This is a genomic window from Rhizobium acidisoli (assembly GCF_002531755.2).
GTDB lineage: Bacteria > Pseudomonadota > Alphaproteobacteria > Rhizobiales > Rhizobiaceae > Rhizobium > Rhizobium acidisoli.
This window is the reverse complement of the sequence record NZ_CP034998.1, coordinates 2,563,077-2,580,605: the sequence shown is the minus strand read 5'-3', so window position 1 is coordinate 2,580,605 and position 17,529 is coordinate 2,563,077. Positions and strand designations below refer to the sequence as shown.

21 protein-coding genes are annotated in these 17,529 nt (G+C 62.5%); 9 read left to right on the top strand and 12 right to left on the bottom strand.

Annotation, left to right across the window (positions count from 1 at the left end; translation table 11 throughout):
* The first annotated feature begins 74 nt into the window (after window positions 1-74).
* The gene (locus tag CO657_RS12805; protein WP_054182723.1) at window positions 75-668 is read left to right on the top strand and encodes a LysE family translocator; all 594 of its coding nucleotides are present in this window, start codon (window positions 75-77) and stop codon (window positions 666-668) included.
* Here the strand turns inward: CO657_RS12805 and CO657_RS12800 are convergent.
* Complete coding sequence (locus CO657_RS12800; protein WP_054182724.1) at window positions 660-1,136, bottom strand: DUF2269 family protein; 477 nt, start codon at window positions 1,134-1,136, stop codon at window positions 660-662. The genes CO657_RS12805 and CO657_RS12800 overlap by 9 nt on opposite strands.
* Window positions 1,136-2,410, bottom strand: a complete 1,275-nt coding sequence (locus CO657_RS12795; RefSeq protein ID WP_054182725.1) for an SDR family oxidoreductase — start codon at window positions 2,408-2,410, stop codon at window positions 1,136-1,138. The genes CO657_RS12800 and CO657_RS12795 overlap by 1 nt, the downstream gene beginning before the upstream one ends.
* A gap of 341 nt (window positions 2,411-2,751) precedes the next feature.
* On the opposite strand from CO657_RS12795, the gene nthA reads away from it, so the two are divergent.
* From nthA to CO657_RS12780, 3 genes are read left to right on the top strand one after another with little or no spacing between them, the layout of a single operon-like run.
* A complete protein-coding gene (nthA, locus tag CO657_RS12790; RefSeq protein ID WP_054182726.1) occupies window positions 2,752-3,447 on the top strand; it encodes a nitrile hydratase subunit alpha in 696 nt (231 codons plus the stop codon).
* Entirely contained in the window at window positions 3,444-4,103 is a 660-nt protein-coding gene (gene nthB / locus CO657_RS12785) for a nitrile hydratase subunit beta (protein ID WP_054182727.1), read from the top strand. The genes nthA and nthB overlap by 4 nt, the downstream gene beginning before the upstream one ends.
* Complete coding sequence (locus tag CO657_RS12780; RefSeq protein WP_054182728.1) at window positions 4,090-4,461, top strand: nitrile hydratase accessory protein; 372 nt, start codon at window positions 4,090-4,092, stop codon at window positions 4,459-4,461. The genes nthB and CO657_RS12780 overlap by 14 nt, the downstream gene beginning before the upstream one ends.
* Before the next feature lie 3 nt (window positions 4,462-4,464).
* Here the strand turns inward: CO657_RS12780 and CO657_RS12775 are convergent, their stop codons facing one another.
* Genes CO657_RS12775 through CO657_RS12765 form a run of 3 tightly spaced genes read right to left on the bottom strand, consistent with a single transcriptional unit; the run spans window position 4,465 to window position 6,159 of the window.
* Window positions 4,465-5,247 carry an anti-sigma factor family protein gene (locus CO657_RS12775; protein WP_054182729.1) on the bottom strand — a complete coding sequence of 261 codons (783 nt, stop codon included), beginning with the start codon at window positions 5,245-5,247 and terminating at the stop codon, window positions 4,465-4,467.
* Complete coding sequence (locus CO657_RS12770; protein ID WP_054182763.1) at window positions 5,244-5,759, bottom strand: RNA polymerase sigma factor; 516 nt, start codon at window positions 5,757-5,759, stop codon at window positions 5,244-5,246. Before CO657_RS12770 ends, CO657_RS12775 begins: the two co-directional genes overlap by 4 nt.
* Before the next feature lie 19 nt (window positions 5,760-5,778).
* A complete protein-coding gene (locus CO657_RS12765) occupies window positions 5,779-6,159 on the bottom strand; it encodes a COG4315 family predicted lipoprotein (protein ID WP_003593476.1) in 381 nt (126 codons plus the stop codon).
* Window positions 6,160-6,430: 271 nt separating this feature from the next.
* Between CO657_RS12765 and CO657_RS12760 the strand changes: the two genes are divergently transcribed.
* Complete coding sequence (locus CO657_RS12760) at window positions 6,431-6,919, top strand: RrF2 family transcriptional regulator (protein ID WP_003593477.1); 489 nt, start codon at window positions 6,431-6,433, stop codon at window positions 6,917-6,919.
* Here CO657_RS12760 and CO657_RS12755 read toward each other — a convergent pair whose 3' ends face one another.
* The 4 genes from CO657_RS12755 to CO657_RS12740 form a co-directional block, all read right to left on the bottom strand.
* Window positions 6,920-8,398 (bottom strand): cyclic nucleotide-binding domain-containing protein, encoded by a 1,479-nt coding sequence (locus CO657_RS12755; protein WP_054182730.1) that lies wholly within the window; start codon window positions 8,396-8,398, stop codon window positions 6,920-6,922.
* Window positions 8,399-8,492: 94 nt separating this feature from the next.
* Window positions 8,493-8,909, bottom strand: a complete 417-nt coding sequence (locus CO657_RS12750) for a cupin domain-containing protein (protein WP_003593479.1) — start codon at window positions 8,907-8,909, stop codon at window positions 8,493-8,495.
* A 60-nt stretch (window positions 8,910-8,969) separates the two neighbouring features.
* Window positions 8,970-9,725, bottom strand: a complete 756-nt coding sequence (locus tag CO657_RS12745; protein ID WP_054182731.1) for an SDR family oxidoreductase — start codon at window positions 9,723-9,725, stop codon at window positions 8,970-8,972.
* 68 nt (window positions 9,726-9,793) lie between these two features.
* Window positions 9,794-10,273, bottom strand: coding sequence for a carboxymuconolactone decarboxylase family protein (locus tag CO657_RS12740; protein ID WP_054182732.1), 480 nt, complete (start codon window positions 10,271-10,273; stop codon window positions 9,794-9,796).
* A 132-nt stretch (window positions 10,274-10,405) separates the two neighbouring features.
* Between CO657_RS12740 and CO657_RS12735 the strand changes: the two genes are divergently transcribed.
* Together CO657_RS12735 and CO657_RS12730 are read left to right on the top strand one after the other, a co-directional pair.
* Entirely contained in the window at window positions 10,406-11,332 is a 927-nt protein-coding gene (locus tag CO657_RS12735; RefSeq protein WP_054182733.1) for a LysR family transcriptional regulator, read from the top strand.
* Window positions 11,333-11,402: 70 nt separating this feature from the next.
* The gene (locus CO657_RS12730) at window positions 11,403-12,530 is read left to right on the top strand and encodes an ATP-dependent DNA helicase (RefSeq protein WP_012558309.1); all 1,128 of its coding nucleotides are present in this window, start codon (window positions 11,403-11,405) and stop codon (window positions 12,528-12,530) included.
* A 75-nt stretch (window positions 12,531-12,605) separates the two neighbouring features.
* Here the strand turns inward: CO657_RS12730 and CO657_RS12725 are convergent, their stop codons facing one another.
* Entirely contained in the window at window positions 12,606-13,298 is a 693-nt protein-coding gene (locus CO657_RS12725) for a MerR family transcriptional regulator (protein ID WP_003593487.1), read from the bottom strand.
* A gap of 456 nt (window positions 13,299-13,754) precedes the next feature.
* On the opposite strand from CO657_RS12725, the gene CO657_RS12720 reads away from it, so the two are divergent.
* On the top strand, window positions 13,755-14,507 hold the full coding sequence (locus CO657_RS12720; protein WP_054182734.1) for a pyridoxine 5'-phosphate synthase: 753 nt from the start codon (window positions 13,755-13,757) through the stop codon (window positions 14,505-14,507).
* A gap of 305 nt (window positions 14,508-14,812) precedes the next feature.
* Here the strand turns inward: CO657_RS12720 and CO657_RS12715 are convergent, their stop codons facing one another.
* Window positions 14,813-15,721 carry an NmrA family NAD(P)-binding protein gene (locus CO657_RS12715; protein ID WP_054182735.1) on the bottom strand — a complete coding sequence of 303 codons (909 nt, stop codon included), beginning with the start codon at window positions 15,719-15,721 and terminating at the stop codon, window positions 14,813-14,815.
* A 123-nt stretch (window positions 15,722-15,844) separates the two neighbouring features.
* Here CO657_RS12715 and CO657_RS12710 point away from each other — a divergent pair, with 123 nt between their 5' ends.
* Entirely contained in the window at window positions 15,845-16,261 is a 417-nt protein-coding gene (locus CO657_RS12710; RefSeq protein ID WP_003593493.1) for a winged helix-turn-helix transcriptional regulator, read from the top strand.
* A gap of 6 nt (window positions 16,262-16,267) precedes the next feature.
* Here the strand turns inward: CO657_RS12710 and CO657_RS12705 are convergent, their stop codons facing one another.
* On the bottom strand, window positions 16,268-17,476 hold the full coding sequence (locus CO657_RS12705; RefSeq protein ID WP_054182736.1) for an MFS transporter: 1,209 nt from the start codon (window positions 17,474-17,476) through the stop codon (window positions 16,268-16,270).
* Between the last annotated feature and the right edge of the window lie 53 nt (window positions 17,477-17,529).

The window sequence follows — 17,529 nt, the reverse complement described above, 5'->3', positions numbered from 1 at the left end:
TGGCATCGGTGATTTAGGGCAGTTACGCTGACCTAAATAAACGGCCTGCGGGAAAGCCGGCCTCGGGAGGTCGCATGCCGCTGGATACGTTTCTCGCCCTCGTTCTCTTCGTCTTCACGACGTCGATCACGCCGGGGCCGAACAATATGATGCTCTTCGCATCGGGCGTGAATTTCGGCTTCCGCAGAACGATCCCGCATATGTTCGGCATCGGTGTCGGCTTCTTCTCGCTGCTGATCGGCGTCGGTCTCGGGCTCGGCGCGGTGCTGCATACGATGCCGGCAGTCTATACTGCGTTGAAATTTGCCGGCGGCGCCTACCTCGTCTGGATTGCCTGGAAGATCGCTTCCTCGCGCTCGCTGAGCGAAGGCAAAAGCGCTGTCGAGCCGATGTCCTTCTTTTCGGCGGCGGCCTTCCAGTGGGTCAACCCGAAAGCCTGGGTGATGGCGGTCACCGCGATGGCCACCTATACCAATCCGGAACTCTATCTCGTCAGCGTGCTCCTCGTCGGCCTGGCCTTTGCGGCGGTCAATGTGCCGAGCGTTTCGACATGGGCAGGTTTCGGCTCGGCGCTGCGGGAATGGCTTTCCGATCCGATACGGCTGAAATGGTTCAATATCAGCATGGCGGTTCTTCTGGTGGCGAGCCTCTGGCCGATGTTAAAATAGGGCGATCGACGGTTTCGTCAGCATCAGCCAGAGAATGCCGATGACAGCAAAGAAGGCCGGAAAGCCGCAGGCGAACCAGATGCGGTAGAGGCTGAAATAGGCCGGCGGCAAGCCGCTTCCGGATTTTTCTGCGACACGGGCGAGATCGCGCAGCCGGATCTGGATCCAGACGACCGGCAGCCAGAACAGGCCGGTGATGATATAAAGCAGCAGCGACAGCGCGATCCAACCTTCCGACAGTTCCCAGCCGATCGCCCGCGCCAGCAGATATCCGGTTACGGGCTGGAAAATGGCGGCGGTGGCGGTGAAGATCGTATCGGCAATGACCACGGTTCCGGCGACATGGGCGATCAGAGCGGGATCACGCGTGCGATGCGCCATCACCATGAAGAAGGCGATGCCGGCGCCGGTGCCGAAGAGCACGGTCGCGCCGATGACATGGGCAAGCAGCAGCCACTCCTCGAGCATCAGCGTTCATCCAGGGTGGCAAGGGCCGTCAGGGTCAGCAGGATCGACGGCAGCACCTTGACGAGGGGGCCGAGCGGGTCGAGCCAGAGCGCGGGTTCGAGCAGGCTGGCGCCGGTCAGATAGGCGAAAGAGACGACCAGCATGCCGAGAAGAGAGCGTTTGGCGAGCGGACGGACAAGCACGGTGGCGCCGAGCGCCACGTCGATCAGGCAGGTCGCAAGCGTCAGCGCCGTTGCCGCCGCTTCGGGCATGAACGGCAGGAAGTGGGCGGATGTCTTCGTGAGCGCCAGCAGCGGGATGAGGCCCGAGAGCAGCCAGAAGACAGAGAGGCCTGATATGACGAGCGGTTTCAGGAGATAGAGCCGGGCAAACCAGAGATCCTGCACGCCGGAGGGATTGGCCGAGAGCGTTGCCGGCGCGGATGTCGCGGTTAGGCCGCTTTCCCGTTTTTCGCTTCGTATGCCCTCCGACATGACGGTCATCGCCGTCGAGCGCAGCGGCGAACGCCAGCCGAGCAGCCCCGCCATATCGGCAAGCCACGTCACGGGCCTGGCGAGCCACGAGGCAAGGGAAAAGATGCGGGCGGGTGCTAGGCCCAGCCATTGCCGGTGAAGGCCGATGAGATCGGCGAGTGTGAGAACCTCGTCGGCGGCAAGATCGATATCCCCGCGGAGGCCGCCTGCGACAGCCCGGGATACGGCTTCCGCCACGTCGTCCACAGAAAGCGTTTCGACCGGACTGTCGGCATGGACGAGCGGCAGCGCCAGCGGAAAGGCGGCAAGCGCCCTGAGCAGCGACGAGCCGCCATGGGCATTGCGGCCGAGCACGAGGGCAGGGCGGAGGATGAGATGAGGCAGGCCGCTTCCTACTAGCGCCTCGTCGGCCCGCCGCTTGGTGGCGAGGAAGGGCAGGTCGCCTGCCGCTCCCGCAGTCCTTGCCGATATCTGCACGACCAATGGCTGAGATGTGCGTTTGGCGGCGGCATAGAGCGCCAGCATCGCTTCAGCCTGCGTGGCCGAGAGATCGTCGGAGAGCCCATCCTGTAGCGCGCCGGCGCAATTGACGACAGCCTGCCGGTCTTTGAGGAGATCTTCCCAGTCCCCGGGCCTTGTCATGTGCGAGAGATCGGCGCGCCGCCATTCGATCGCCGGCTGTTTCAGACGGGCACGCATGGGATTGCGGCCGAGCCCGGTCACAGCATGCCCATCGGCGACGAGCCGGGCCGCGACGACGGAGCCTATGAAGCCGGTTGCGCCGAGAATCAGAATGTTCATGGCGGGAGATTAGCGGAAAAGTTTGAAGGGGATAGAAGGGCTTGGCGGGAGTGTGGTGTGTGATAGAAAGAGGAAGATGACTTTATGAGCATGCCTTAGGTTTTGCGGGGTGCTGCCGCGATTCCCCTTCTCCCCAGCGGGGAGAAGATGCCGGCAGGCAGATGAGGGGGTGAGCGGCGAAAGCCGCGAATGCACGGAGCGTAAGTGAAGGGCAATCATGACGGAGGTGCCGTGTGGCCCCCTCATCCGACCCTTCGGGCCACCTTCTCCCCACTGGGGAGAAGAGGGAGCAGGCCGCGAACCTTGCCTATCCTTTAGACTGCCGTTTTGGAGGACATGCCTTGCACGACGATCACGACCACGACCACCACGATCATGACCACGACCACCACCACGATAACCACTATTCCGACATGCAGGCCCGCGTAAAAGCGCTGGAAACGCTGCTGACCGAGAAGGGGCTGATCGATCCGGCGGCGATCGATGCGATTGTCGAGACTTATGAAACGAAGGTGGGGCCGCGGAATGGGGCGCATGTCGTCGCCAAGGCCTGGAGCGATGCCGATTTCGCCGCGTGGCTGAAGCGCGATGCGACGGCGGCGATTGCGAGCCTTGGGTTTACCGGCCGGCAGGGCGAGCATATGCGCGCCGTTTTCAACACGCCCGAGACCCATAATCTCATCGTCTGCACGCTTTGCTCCTGTTATCCCTGGTCGGTGCTCGGCCTGCCGCCCGTCTGGTACAAGGCGCCGGCCTATCGCTCGCGTGCGGTCATCGATCCGCGTGGCGTGCTTGCCGAATTCGGGCTGGCGCTGCCGGAGGAAAAGAAGATCCGCGTCTGGGATTCGACCGCAGAGCTGCGTTATCTCGTTATCCCCGAGCGGCCGGACGGCACGGACGGAATGGACGAGGCAGCACTGGCCAGCCTCGTCAGCCGCGATGCGATGATTGGCACGGCCATCGCAGGCAGCTGGAAGGTCTCAGCTGCCGGCAGTTCGACGATTTCAGCTGCCGACAGCCCGGAGGCTCGTCCATGAACGGACCGCACGATCTTGGTGGGCAGATGGGCTTCGGGCCTGTCGCGCCCGAAAAGGACGAGCCCTATTTCCATGCCGAATGGGAAAAGCGGGCACTCGGCATCACGCTTTCCTGCGGCGCCTTCGGCGCATGGACGATCGACGAAAGCCGGCATGCACGCGAAAACATTCCGCCGGCCGATTATCTCGCCGCCAGCTATTACGAGATCTGGATCCGCGGCGTCGAGACGTTGCTGGCGCGGCACGGTTTTGCGACGCGCGAGGAGTTGCTGTCCGGCCACAATCTGCAGGAGGGTGCTGCGCCGAAGCGGGTGCTGAAGGCGGAGATGGTGCCGGGCGCGTTGGCGAGAGGCGGGCCTTGCGATCGTCCTGTCGAAACCACACCGCGCTTTGCGGTCGGCGAGACGGTGAGGACGAAGAATTTCAATCCAGCCACCCATACGCGGCTGCCGCGTTATGCGCGCGCCAGGACGGGCGTCGTCGAGACGGTGCAAGGAGCTTTCGTGTTCCCCGACGACAATGCGCATGGCCGAGGCGAAAATCCGCAATGGCTCTATACGGTCGTCTTTGGCGGCGGTGAGATCTGGGGCGAGGGAGCGGATCCGTCACTGACGGTCTCCATCGATGCGTGGGAGAGTTATCTTGAGCGTTTGTGAGATGCCGTCTCAGCTGGCGCAATCGCTTGGGTTGCCGAGGTCGCCCGAAGATGACCCGGTTTTTCCCGAGCCTTGGGCGGCGGACGCTTTCGCCATGACGGTGCATCTGCATGAGAAGGGGCTGTTCGCCTGGAGCGAATGGGCCGAGGCACTGTCCAAGGAGTTGCATAAGCCCGGCCGCGCTGGCGACGGCAGCGATTATTTCGACTGTTGGGTGGCGGCCCTTTCCGAACTGCTCGTCAGGCGCGGCATAGCGGATGCATCCGTCATCCTCGACCTGCAGCAGAGCTGGCAGCGGGCGGCCGAAGCCACGCCGCACGGGCAGCCGATCGAACTTGCCAACGATCCGCTGCGCTGATTTTCACGAAGGGAATTGCCTGTAGCATTCCTCGGCCACACCACGCAGGGTTTCACGCGAGATTTCGCCGGTGACGGCATAACCGAGTTCGCCGTCGATCCAGTAGAAGGTTTCAAGATTGCCCGATGAGGCGAAGCGGAAGCTCGTCGTGCGGTTTTCCGTGTTGCGGCCGACGATGACGGTCAGGCGTTCGCCCGCCTGGTTCTCATACATGAACATGGCGCCCGGTCTGTCATCGACCGGCAGCAGGCGCCCGCCGACCAGCTTGAAGCCGAGCGATTGCAGGTTCGGGATCTTCAGGTTCTGGATGGCGAGGCGCTTGCCGAGCCAGGTGGCGAGATGGGCCTCCTCGTCGGCGAAGACCTCGACCGGGTGGCGAACCTCGGCTGCGTAGACCATGAATGCGGTCTCCGCCTGTTTCGGCAAGGTTTCTGAACCGGTAAGCTGCAATGCCGGCCTTTCCAGCAGTGCCGGGCCATAATGGCCGCTGACGGCGCCGAGCGCAAAGACGACGAGGGCCGCGGCGGCAATCGCCCAGCGTTTCGGTGTAGAGGAGACCGCGCGTGTGGGAGCTACGAGCAGTGGATCGGTGTCCTTTGCCTTCTCGTAACCGGCAAACAGCGATCGGATGCCGCTATTCTGCGCCTGCCATTCGGCGACCATCGCCGCGTCGTCCGCATTATCGGCAAGATAAGCTTCGACGCGGGCACGCGCAGTTTCCGGCAGTTGGCCGTCGGCATAGGCGTGGAGATCGGCTTCGGTGACGATCGGGTTGGTTTCGTTCATTTCGGTCTCCGAAGCGTAATGACGTTATCGGCCTTCAGCCTCTCGGCAACGCGCTGGCGGGCGCGCGACAGCCGGGACATGACGGTGCCGATGGGAATGTCGAGGGAAGCGGCAACCTCGCTGTACGTGTACCCTTCGATGACCACCAGCATCAGCACGGCGCGGTGCTCCTCCGAAAGGCTGTTCAGTGCGTTATCGAGCCGCGCGCGCTCCAGCGGATCGGCCGGCGGTTCGGGAGCGGCCATATCCCCGGCGGCGTCAAGCTCCACCAGCCCGTCGCGCGCCTTGCCGCGCCGGCCGTTGCGGTAAAGATTGGTCATGATGGTCAGGACCCAGCCGCGCAGGTTGAGGCCGCGCCATTGGCCACGGCGCGCCAGAACCTTCTCGACACAGTCTTGCAGCAGATCCTCGCCATCGGCATCCGAGCGCGTCAGGCTGCGCGAATAGCGCCTGAGCGAGGGAAGGAGGGCCAGGACCTGGCCCTCGAAACTTTCCGGTGCGGGTGTTTTCACGCCAGCCGCTTTCTGATGATCAAGGCTTGGCAAGCTCCCAGTTGCCGCCGACGCCATCGCCGGTGATGTCGCCAGCCTTCTTGTCCTTGACCCAGTAATACAGCGGCATGCCGTCCTTGGCCCATTGCTTCTTGCCATCCTTGCGGTCGATGATCGAATATGCACCATCGGCCTTGGCATCGGAAGCGGCCATCAGCGGCGGCCAGTTTTTGGCGCAATCGTCATTGCAGTTGGAAACGCCCTTGGCGTCCTTCTTGAAGGTGTAGAGGGTCATGCCGTTTTCGCCGGCAAGAACCTTGCCCTTGGCGGATTCGACTTCCTTGACAGGAGCGGCTGCGAGAGCAGCGGTCGCTGCGAGGGCTGCGGCGGCCACGACGGACAGGAATTTCACGGATTTCATGATGTCTCTCCTTGAGAATTGGGCACGCAATTTTGCGATACCTGACATGAGACACGAGACGAGGCGGTATTATTCCGCATGCAGGCAGAGTTTTATCGCGGGCGGGGATCATTCGCTGTGAATAAGCTCTTAGGATTGTGCCCGGCACGAACGTGGAGGATTTCAACTCCCGCAACACGCTGCTTTTGCGGGTCGTTTACATCATTTCAATTTGCGGATAGGATGTGTCCTTAATTCCGTTCGCAGAACCAGCCATCACGCGAGTTGCTGAATGATCCTGAAAAGCCAGGTCGAGTGGGCGCTCCACTGTTGCGCCATTCTCGCGGGCCTGCCCGAGGGCAGGTATCTCTCCACCAAGGCGCTCGCGGAGCTTCATGGCCTGCCGAAGGAATATCTCTCCAAGGCGCTGCAAAGCCTTTCGCAGGCATCGCTGGTCGATACAACGCTCGGCCCGAGCGGCGGTTACCGGCTTGCCAGGCCCTCGTCCGAGATCAATTTTCTCGACATTGTCGAAGCGGTCGAGGGCAAGGCGCGCAGCTTCACCTGCACGAATATCCGCGACAACAATCCCTGCCGGCCGGCCGGCTATTGCGACAGCAAGCCCTGCGCGGTCGCCCGCATCATGTGGGAAGCCGACGAGGCCTGGCGCGATACGCTGCGGCGCGTCCGGCTGTCCGATCTGGTCGGTACCTTGTCCGAGGAAGTGCCTGCAGAGCTTTGGCGGAGTACCTTCGAATGGGTGCTCAAGCGCGCCGGCTAACTACCCCCTGAAGATTGTCCTGATGGTTTTCAGAATGGCGTGGGCGCTGTGGGCGGGTTCCGGCGGGAGGGCTGCGTCGCGAAAACGCTCCGCGCGGCTGGCGAGTTCTTCGGCGATTTCTTCCGCCAGCGCCGGACGCTGGTTCAGCAAGGGGGCGAAGGCCTGCTGATCGATTTCATAGACCGTCACCGCGGTCAGAGCCTCCAGCGTGCAGACTTCCTGCATGCCGGCGAGCAGCCCGGTCTCTCCGAAAAAATCACCTGGCGCGAGCCGCCCGCGTTCCCCATCGCCGTGCCGCGCCGCAATAATGCCGGCCCGCACCATCATCAGCGACGGCAGCATGTCGCTCTCCCGGACGATCACGTCGCCCTTGCGGAATTCACGAATGGCAGTGGTCTCGGCAAGCTTCTGCTTTTCATCTGCCGTCAGCGTCGCAAAGATCGGAATGGCCTCGATCAGTTCGAGCGGCGTCACCCGCGGCGGTCGTGCGCTCTCTTCTGTCGGCAGATCGCCCGTCAGCACCGAGGCCGCCGCCGGAACGGCGAGAAGCAGGCCGGCGGATTTGCAGTGGCGATAGACGAGATCGAGCACCTCGTTGCGCGCCTGGACACGCCGGCTCGGGCTCGTCACCCGGAATTGCAGTTCGACTTCGAGGGCGGTGGCGTCCAGCCCTTTCAATGCGACGACTGGCGGCGGGTCGCGCACGATCGAATTGCAGCTCGTCAGCGCCGATAACATGACTTGGCGGACCGATGCCGGCATCCGTGTCGGAGCGATGCGGATGGTGAGGATCAGCAGATGGCTCTCGTCCGGCCGGCTGACATTCGTCAGGCCGAGCTTGGCGAGAAAACTGTTCGGTAGAACGACGATATTGTTGGCGCTGGTCAGGATATGCGTCGCGCGCCAGTTGCTCTCGACGACGCGCCCTTCCGTACCATCGCTCAAAAGAATCCAGTCGCCGATGACATAAGGCCGGCCGAGTGTCAGCGCGATGCCGGAGAAAACGTCGGCGAGCGTGTTCTGGAGCGCAAGGCCGAGAATGATGGCGACCACGCCCGAGGTGGCAACGAGGGTGCCGATCGGCACGCCGAAGACGAAGGCCAGAACCGACAGGGCCATACCGATATAGACGACGCCGATAACGAGATCCTGGAGCAGGCGGGCCTCTCGGGGACTGCCTTCCAGAACCAGATACAGCCTGATAAAACCGATGACAGCCCATGCGAGATGAATCCACCAGAGCGTTTTCGCGACAACGACAAGCAAGGCCTGCGGATCCTCGGACCCATATCCTTGAAACCGATGAGGTTCGATGCCGCTGCCGACGAGGATCAGCGTCATTAAGCCAAAGAAGACGATCTGCACCACCAGCCGCGTCGTCGGCCGCTGGCGGGAAAGCAGGTGCCAGACGACGATACCGGCAAAGCCGACTGTTATCAGGGATATCAGTGGCTTGCCGAAGAGCGTGTCGTAGATCATCTCTTTCTGTCTCCGGGAGGGGTGGGCGGCACATGATTGGGCATGTCGGCCGTCCGCGCAAGCATCGGCCCCGCGCGGACGGGTTTGGCGGCCCTTACTTGTTGAGGGGATAGGTCAGCTCTTTCTGGTCGGTGTCGACGACGAACACGGCAAGCAGGCGGGCGGGCTTCGTTTCGCTGCCGTTGGCGCTGACGCCGTGGCGGTCGCCCGGCATTTCCGAGAAGCTCTCGCCGGCCTGATAGACCTTGACCGGGCCGTCATTGACCTGGCTGCGGATCGCGCCTTCGAGCACGGTGGCGTAGATGAAGGCCGAGTCGGGATGGGTATGGCCGTCGGAGAAGCCGCCCGGGCCGTATTCGACCAGCACGCCCTTGATGCTCTTGCCCGGCACGTTCGGAAGCTCGTGCTCGTAGACGAGGGTGACCTTGGCAGATTTGCTATTGTCGGCAGCGCCGGCGCCGGTGGCCGCCAGGCAGGTGAGGGCAGCGGCGAGGATCGATGCTCTGATCATTGGAATCTCCATTTTTGCTGGGTGGGAGGACGGGCGCGGTGGCCGCGTCCCGGGCCAAAATCACTTCGGCTGGGCGGATTTTGCGAACCATTGTTCGAAGGTGATCGAACCGAGCCGCGGGTTGTCGTCGGAAACGAGCGACTGGTCGTTGAGCCGGACGCCGAAATATTTCGCTTCCGGATCGGCCTCGACGATGCGCGGGTCTTTTATGGCCTTCAGATATCGGGCGACGAGTTCGCTCAACCGCGCCCGTTCCGGACCTGATATTTCGATCGTGGCGTTGGCGGGGGCCGACAGCGCCACGTCAGCCATGGCGTCGGCGACATCGTCGGAGGCGATCGGCTGCACAAAGGCCGGCGACAGGCGAACCGTCTGGCCGATGGTGCCGGACTGGGCGATGCCGTTCAGGAATTCCATGAACTGCGTCGAATGCACGATGGTATAGGGAATGCCCGACGCCTTGATCAGCTTTTCCTGGGCGAGCTTGCCGCGGAAATAGCCGCTGTCCTGCAGCCGCTCGGTGCCGACGACGGAGAGCGCGATATGGTGCTTGACGCCAGCAATCTTCTCGGCGGCGAGAAGATTGCGCCCCGAGATCTCGAAGAATTCGAGAACGGCCTTGTCTTCGAAGGAGGGTGAATTGGCAAGGTCGAGCACGACTTCCGCGCCCTCGAGCGCCGCTGCCAGTCCTTCTCCCGTGATCGTATTGACGCCTGAGTTCGGCGAGGCAGCAATCACCTCATGTCCCTTCTGGCGCAGGCGTTCGACAGTTTTTGAACCGATGAGGCCGGTTCCGCCGATGACAACGATTTTCATAACAGATCTCCGTTCGCTGCCGGGGTGCGGCAGCGTCAAAGGTGAATCTTCTCAATGAATTGTGGAGCTTAGTTCAAGCCGGCCTTGTCGAGGCCGTAGGCCTTGTCGGCCGAACCGGGAACGGTTTTGAAGCCGACATTGACGCGGTTCCAGGCATTGATGGCCATGACGACGAAGGTCAGGTCGGAGATTTCCTTTTCGGAAAGCTGGCCGCGAACCCGTTCGTAAATCTCGTCGGGAATGCCGCCTTCTGGAAGTTTCGTCAACGCTTCGGTCCAGGCAAGGGCTGCACGCTCGCGGGGGACGAAGAGGTTCGATTCCCGCCAGATGGCGACGTGATGGAGCCGCAGTTCCGTTTCGCCATGGATCTTTGCCTGCTTCACATGCATGTCGAGGCAAAAGCCGCATTCGTTGATCTGCGAAGCGCGGATCTCGATCAGGGCCTGAAGCTTCTCGTCGATCACGCTGCTGCGCAATGCCATGCTGAATTCCATGAACTTCTTGAAAAGCTCGGGGGACTGCTGGGCGTAGTTCAATCGCTGGGTCATGTCGTCTCTCCTTTAATTAAGGATATTTGATATCCTTATGGATAAAAGATATCCGTAATTGCTGGACTGTAAAGCCATTCCAGCCTAGTTTGGCTGCATAAAGCCTATGCGCAAAAGTATGAGGGGCGGGGGATGGATATCGTTTCGGCATTGCGGACCTTCCAGCGCGTCGTGGAGACGGGCTCGTTTTCGGCGGCGGCGCACGATCTCGACGTGACGCAGCCGGCGGTCTCGCGGCAGGTCGCAGCCCTTGAGGGTCATTTCAACACGCGCCTCCTGCACCGCACGACGAGCGGCCTGTCGCTGACGGCGGAGGGGGAGCGCATGCTGCCGATGGCGCTCAGAATTCTCGAAGCAGTGGAGGAGCTCGGCGATGCTACTGGATCGGACGGCGTCATGGCTTCCGGGAAGGTCAGGCTCAGTGTTCCGGCACCGCTCGGCCTCTATCTCAGCGAGCAGCTGGGCGATCTTCTTGCCGCCCACCCGAAACTTTCCGTCGAACTGCTCTTCAGGGAGCAGAGTTCCGATATGATCGAGGAGCGTCTCGACCTCGAAGTGCGCCTCGGCTCGGTCGCCGACAGCAGCCTCGTCTGCCGCCGGATCGGCTGGACGACGGCCTTCCTCGTCGCATCGCCCGCCTATCTCGCGCGCAAGGCGCCGCCGCGGACGCCGAAGGACATCAAGGACCATGAATGCCTGTGCTACAACAGGGCGGGCGATGCCGCGACATGGTCGTTCTCCAACGGCTCCGAAGACATTTCAGTTCGGATCTCGCCGCGGCTGACCGCCTGCAGTGCCGTCGCCATTCACAGGGCAGCCCTTGCCGGCGCGGGCCTGGCGGTGCTTTCCCATATCATCGCCGTGCCCGATATTATCGCCGGCCGGCTGATCCCCGTGATGGAGGATTTCCAGCCGAGCCGCCTGCCGATCACCGTTGTCTACCCCTCGCGGCGAAACATGCCGCTGCGCGTCAAGACGGTTCTGGATTTTCTGACCGATGCCATCGGGCGGGATCCGTCGATGTGCGCAAGCGGCTTGGACCGTCGCTGGGAGGGATGATCGTCCCGCCGGGCGATTTGCGGTTTTCCGCCTTGCCTAACGCCCGCGAATCCTGCCAAGTCGTCCCATCATGCAATTTGCGCCGCAACAAGACGAAGCCCTCAAGGCTGTTTCGAAATGGCTGAATGAAGGGCGCTCGCCGCTCTTTCGCCTGTTCGGCTATGCCGGAACGGGGAAGACGACGCTTGCCAAGCATTTCGCCGAGAATGTCGACGGCGACGTGCTGTTTGCCGCCTTCACCGGTAAGGCCGCACAAGTGCTGCGCTCGCGCGGCGCTTCCAACGCCAAGACGATCCATTCGCTGATCTACCGCCCACGCGGCGAGGAGGCGGTGGAGGACGAGGAAACCGGCAAGACCTCGATCGCACCGATGTTTTCGATCAACCGGCAAAGCCCGGTCGCCAAGGCGGCGCTGATCATCGTCGACGAATGCTCGATGGTGGACGAGGCTCTCGGCAGGGATCTGATGAGCTTCGGCACGCCGATCCTGGTGCTCGGCGATCCCGGCCAGCTGCCGCCGGTCAGCGGCGGCGGTTACTTCACCAATCAGGATCCGGATTATCTGCTCACCGATATTCACCGGCAGGCCCGTGACAATCCGATCATCAAGCTCGCCATGCAGGTGCGCGAGGGCAATGAGGTGATGTACGGCGACTACGGCACGGCCAAGGTGATCTCGAAGAACGAGGTGACGCAGGATCTCGTGATGAAAGCCGACCAGGTACTCGTCGGCACCAACAGGACGCGGCGGCGCTACAATCAGCGCCTGCGCGAGTTGAAAGGCTTCAATGCCGAGTATCCGCAGACCGGCGACAAACTCGTCTGCCTCCGCAACGATCCGGCCAAGGGCCTGCTCAACGGCTCGCTCTGGCAGGTGATGACCTCGTCCAAGGAAACGACGAAGCCCGGCATCAATCTTCTCGTCCGGCCCGAAGACGACGACATGGATCGTGGCGCTGCCAAGATCAAGCTCCTGAAACAGGCCTTCGAGGATGTCGAAGGGGAAATCCCCTGGAATACCCGCAAGCGCTACGACGAGTTCGACTACGGCTATGCGCTGACCGTTCACAAGGCGCAGGGTTCACAATGGAACGACGTCGTGCTCTTCGACGAGAGCTGGGCGTTTCGCGATACGCGGGAACGCTGGCTTTATACGGCGATCACACGCGCGGCGGAGACGCTGACGATCGTGCGCTGATAGGATTGGCGGGAGGCGACGGTGGCGGCCGTCGAGAGCGTGCGCCGGGCCCGCGGCGCTGTCAGGCGTTCAAGGTTATGCCTGTACGATGCCGAGCAGAACGGCCTTGGCGATCGCTTGGAAGCGGTTGTTGGCGCGGAATTTCAGGATGATTCCGGCTTCGAGATCCCTGGTCTCATCATGCTTCAGATCGAGCGCTCGGGCGATTCGCTGGGTGGAATAGCCCTCCGCCATCAGTTCCAGGCAACGCCGCTCCTGCGGGGTCAGACTTGCGCTGTCCTGGTTGTCGTTGAGCGGCGGCTCTTCGACACTGTCGTCGTAATCCAGAAGGTCGCCCACCTGCTGGAGCTGGCGGTGCAGCGTCGACATCTCGGCCGTCAGCTCGCGCTTGCGCACCTGCAGCGCTTCGCGGAACATCGCCTCGGCTCTTTCCTGCGAATCGGCCTTGCGAAGCTCGTCCATCAATTCCTGGATGACGGCAATCGGCATGCCGGTCTCGCGGCAGACGGTGATAACCGCCATGCGCATCACGTCGTCTTGGCCGTAGACCCGCATCAGCCCGATGCGATTGGCCGAAATCAACCCCTTTTCTTCGTAGAAATGCAGTGTCCTGTGCGTAACGCCGAATGCGTTGGCCATATCGGCGATTGGCACCGGACCATCCGGTAGATCCGGCGGCAGCGCGGCCGAAGGCAGAAACCGGTATTTCGACCGGGCCTCCGAAGCGATACCGGCGGCAGCAAACAGGCGTTTGGAACCGTCTGGCATGAACCCTCCTAGGGCATCGTGTTGCACCTCATGCGGATTTGCCAGTTGCTTCCCAGGCGCGGCGAGTGGGGTTTTCCTCTGGGCGTTCTTATCATTGGGAAAGAAGCAGTACGCGGCCTACGTTTACGCGATACAATGTCCACGTTATGCGTGAACGATCTCTTTTATAAGTGCTAAAAATAATCTCTTTTAAATGGGATAGCAACGTAAGGGCATATTTTGCCGGCACGCCTTCTGTGCTGCAGCAAAACATGTGCTGCGCTGCCGCATGATCCGGCCATCTTCGGAAGGCAGCGGGAATTACTGTTTGCGCTACGCTTACCATCGATGTTCGATTGAAATGCTTGGGTTTCATCAACGTCCGGCATCGGATCCATCCGCGAATCTCGTTGGCCATTGCAGGGCACTTGGCTTAAAAGCAGGGCCTCCTGTTTCCGTGACCGATGGATGCCAGCCATGCCCGCCAAGCTCTCCGTGAACCTCAACGCCGTCGCCATGCTGCGCAACCGACGCGACCTGCCCTGGCCGAGCGTCGAAGCGCTGGGGCGAATCGCCCTTGCGTCAGGCGCGAGCGGTCTGACGGTGCATCCGCGCCCCGACCAGCGCCACATTCGCTTTTCCGACCTGCCGGTCATCCGCAATCTGATCGATGACGAATTCCCGAACGCCGAGTTCAACATCGAAGGTTATCCCACGCAGGAATTTTTCGACCTCTGCGCCGGAGCCGCGCCCGAGCAGGTGACGCTGGTGCCTGACGATCCCGCGCAGGCGACCTCGGATCACGGCTGGGATTTCCGCACGCACCGGGCATTTCTGACCGATGCCGTCGCACGGCTGAAGACGATGGGATGCCGGGTCTCGCTGTTTGCCGACGGCGACGGGGATGCTGAAGCCGTCGAGATCGCCAAGGCCGTCGGCGCCGACCGGATCGAACTTTATACCGGTCCCTATGGCGGCTGTTACGACGCGCCGGAACGGGCGGCCCCGATCCTCGAAGCGCTCGGCCGGACAGCGGATGCGGCGCTGGCGATCGGCCTTGCCGTCAATGCCGGCCACGACCTGACGGTCGCAAACCTGCCTGATCTGGTGAAGCGCATTCCGGCGCTTGCCGAAGTCTCGATCGGCCACGGGCTGACGGCTGATGCGCTTGAGTATGGCATGGCCGAGACGGTGCGGCGGTTCTGCCGGGCGTGCGGGCAGGCGGTTTGAGTGGGATCTTCTTCGAGGCGGTAAGAAAGGGTCTTTTGCGCCCAAGGACTTGGGCGCGCTGGATTCCTGTGACAGGCACAGGAATGAGGGTGGAGAGGTAGCGCTTCCCATCAGTCGTTGCCTCAATGGCGACGGGAAATTTGACGAAGGCACTCAATTTAACCTCCCTCATTCCTGTGCCTGTCACAGGAATCCAGCCACGGCGCGTCCGCGCCGTGAGTGACTCACCTCACGTGATGAGGGTTTCAGCGTCCCAAATCGGAGCACGCTCATCCCTGCGGCGAGCGCAGGGATGAACGGAAAGCTCAGTGGCCTCCGGCGTTTCCAGCCGCCGTCAAAGCAGCCTTATGCGCCACGAAGAAATCCTTCAGCGATTGCGGCTGTTTGCCCGTCAGCTTGGTGAAATCCTCGGTGACGATGTCGAACTTGCCGGCGCGGATGTTGGCGTCGGCCGACACCAGCATGTCGGCGACGAAGCCGGGGAGGCCGGCGCCGAGCATGCCCTGGCCGAGCTGCTCATCATTGACGTCGACCACTTCGAGCGGCTTGCCGGCGGCTTCGGCGGCGATGGCGGCGATCTGGCGGTTGTTGAGCGACGCCGCGCCGGTCAGCGTGTAGGTGGCGCTGTCCGATGTGCCGGAGGCAAGGGCGGCGGCGATCGCCAGGGCGCAGTCGTCACGCGAGATGGTCGAGACCTTGCCGTCGCCGGTGGCGCTGTACCATTTGCCGCCCTGCAGGTTGTGCGGCATGCTGTGCAGGTAATTGTCGTGATACCAGGCGTCGCGGATGATCGTGTAGGCGAGGCCGCTCGCCTTGATGGCGTTTTCGCTGCCGAGATGATCCGGCGCGAAGGTGACGAGCGAATCGTCCGGTGACGGCATCGAGGTATAGGCGATGTGCTTGACGCCAGCCTTGGCGGCAGCGGCAACGGCCGCCTTGTGCTGGGCGAGGCGTTTGCCGGGGGTATCCAGCGCATCGGTGCTGATGATCAGCAGGCGGTCGACGCCGGCGAACGCCTTCTCGAGGCCTGCCGCGTCATCGAAATCGGCCTTGCGGGTGACGACGCCCTTGTTTGCGAGTTCAGCGAGCTTTTCCGGGCTTCGCGTCGCCGCGACAATCGTGCCGGGGGCGACCTTGTAGGTCTCGATGAGGTGATGGATGACGCGCTGGCCGAGCTGTCCGGCAGCGCCGGTGACCAGGATGGTTTCGCTCATAAGTCGGTTCCTTCTGTGCTCGATAGGTAGTCTCAAAAAGAGAGCAACACTAGAATAGGAATTGACTTGGCGGTGTAAAGGAGGCAGTTTTTCGGCTCTACGTTACCAAAAGGGAACCAGCTCATGAGCGGCGCGGTCGTCAGTCTGAAAAACAGGATGCCGGGGGCGCGGCGCGAGATCGATCTTGCCGGCCTTGATTTTTCCAACTGCCCGGTCAGGGACATGATGCAGCAGATCGGCGGAAAATGGTCGACGCTGCTGCTCGAAGTGCTGGCGGCGGAGCCCCGTCGGTTCGGCGAGCTCAGGCGGATGCTGCCCGATATTTCCCAGCGCATGCTGACACAGACGCTGCGCGACCTGCAGAGGGACGGTTATATCGCTCGCGAGGTCTTCCCGACCAAACCGCCGAGCGTCGAATATTCCATGACCGAACTCGGCCGCTCGCTCTACCTGCCGCTGTCGCAACTGTTGAACTGGGCGGAAGCCAACCATGATGCCGTCCGCGCCGCCCGTTCGCGTTTCGATTCTGCCGATAGCTAGAGTGTCTTACTTGCCGCGCCCTTCCGTCAGGAACAGCAGGAAGGCGAGCGCCGGGAAGGCGAAGCCGATCCAGGCGGTCATCGACCAGCCGCCGGTGGCATAGGCCCAGCCGCCGAGCGCCGAGCCGAGCGCGCCGCCGGCGAAGAAGGTGGCCATGAACAGGCCGTTCAGCCGGCTGCGATGTTCCGGGTTCAAGCCATAGATGGCGCGCTGGCCGCAGACGAGATTGGTCGTCACCCCGAAATCGAGCATGATCGCCGCCACAGTCAGCAGAATCAGGGCGGTTAGTGAGCCGTTCGCTGCGAAATGGCTGATCAGGAAGGAAGCCATGCCGAGCAGCATGGCAAGCGTCGAGGCGATCTTCGTCATGCCGCGATCGGCAAGCCGCCCGGCGATCGGCGAGGCGATGGCGCCGGCAGCGCCGGCAAGCGCAAAGAGGGCGATGCCGTTTTGCGTCAGGCCGAAGGCCGGGCTTGCAAGCAGCAGCGGCGTCGTCGTCCAGAACAGGCTGAAGGCGCCGAACATGCCGGCCTGATAAAGTGCCCGGCGCTGCAGCACGCGTGAAGTCAGTGCCAGATGGCCCATGGAAGCCAGCAGCTCGCCGTAGCGCAGCTTCGTCGTCGGCACGCGCACCGGCAGGTTGGCGCGCAGGATGACGGCGAGCACGATCATCAGCGCTGCGGTGATGTAATAAACCACATGCCAGGACGAGGCCTCGGCGACGAAGCTGGCGAAGGGGCGAGCCAGCATGATGCCGCAGAGCAGGCCGCTCATGACGTTGCCGACGACCTGGCCGCGTGTCGCATCGGGCGCCATGTTGGCGGCAAAGGGAACCAGGACCTGAACGGCGACCGATGAAAGGCCGATGCAGAGCGAGGCGACGAGGAAGGCTGTGGGTGTCGAAGCCAGCGCCGCACCGATCAGCGCGACAGCAGAGACGGCAACCAGCAGCAGCACGAGCCGGCGGTTCTCCGTGAGATCGCCGAGCGGCACGATCAGCAGCAGGCCGAGGCCGTAGCCGATCTGCGTCAGTGTGACGATCAGGCCGGTTGCGGCAGGCGTGAAGCCGAGCTCGGCGCTGATCGGGCCGGCAAGCGGCTGGCCGTAATAGAGATTGGCGGCCACCAGCCCGCAGGCGGCGGCAAAAAGAAAGGTGAGCCAGGGGGATAGCGCCCTTGGAATGGCCTTATCCGGCGCGGTGGCTGAAATGCTCATCAGAAACTCCGGTATGATTGAATGGATTAATCGCAAATCGGTCTGCCGGCGGC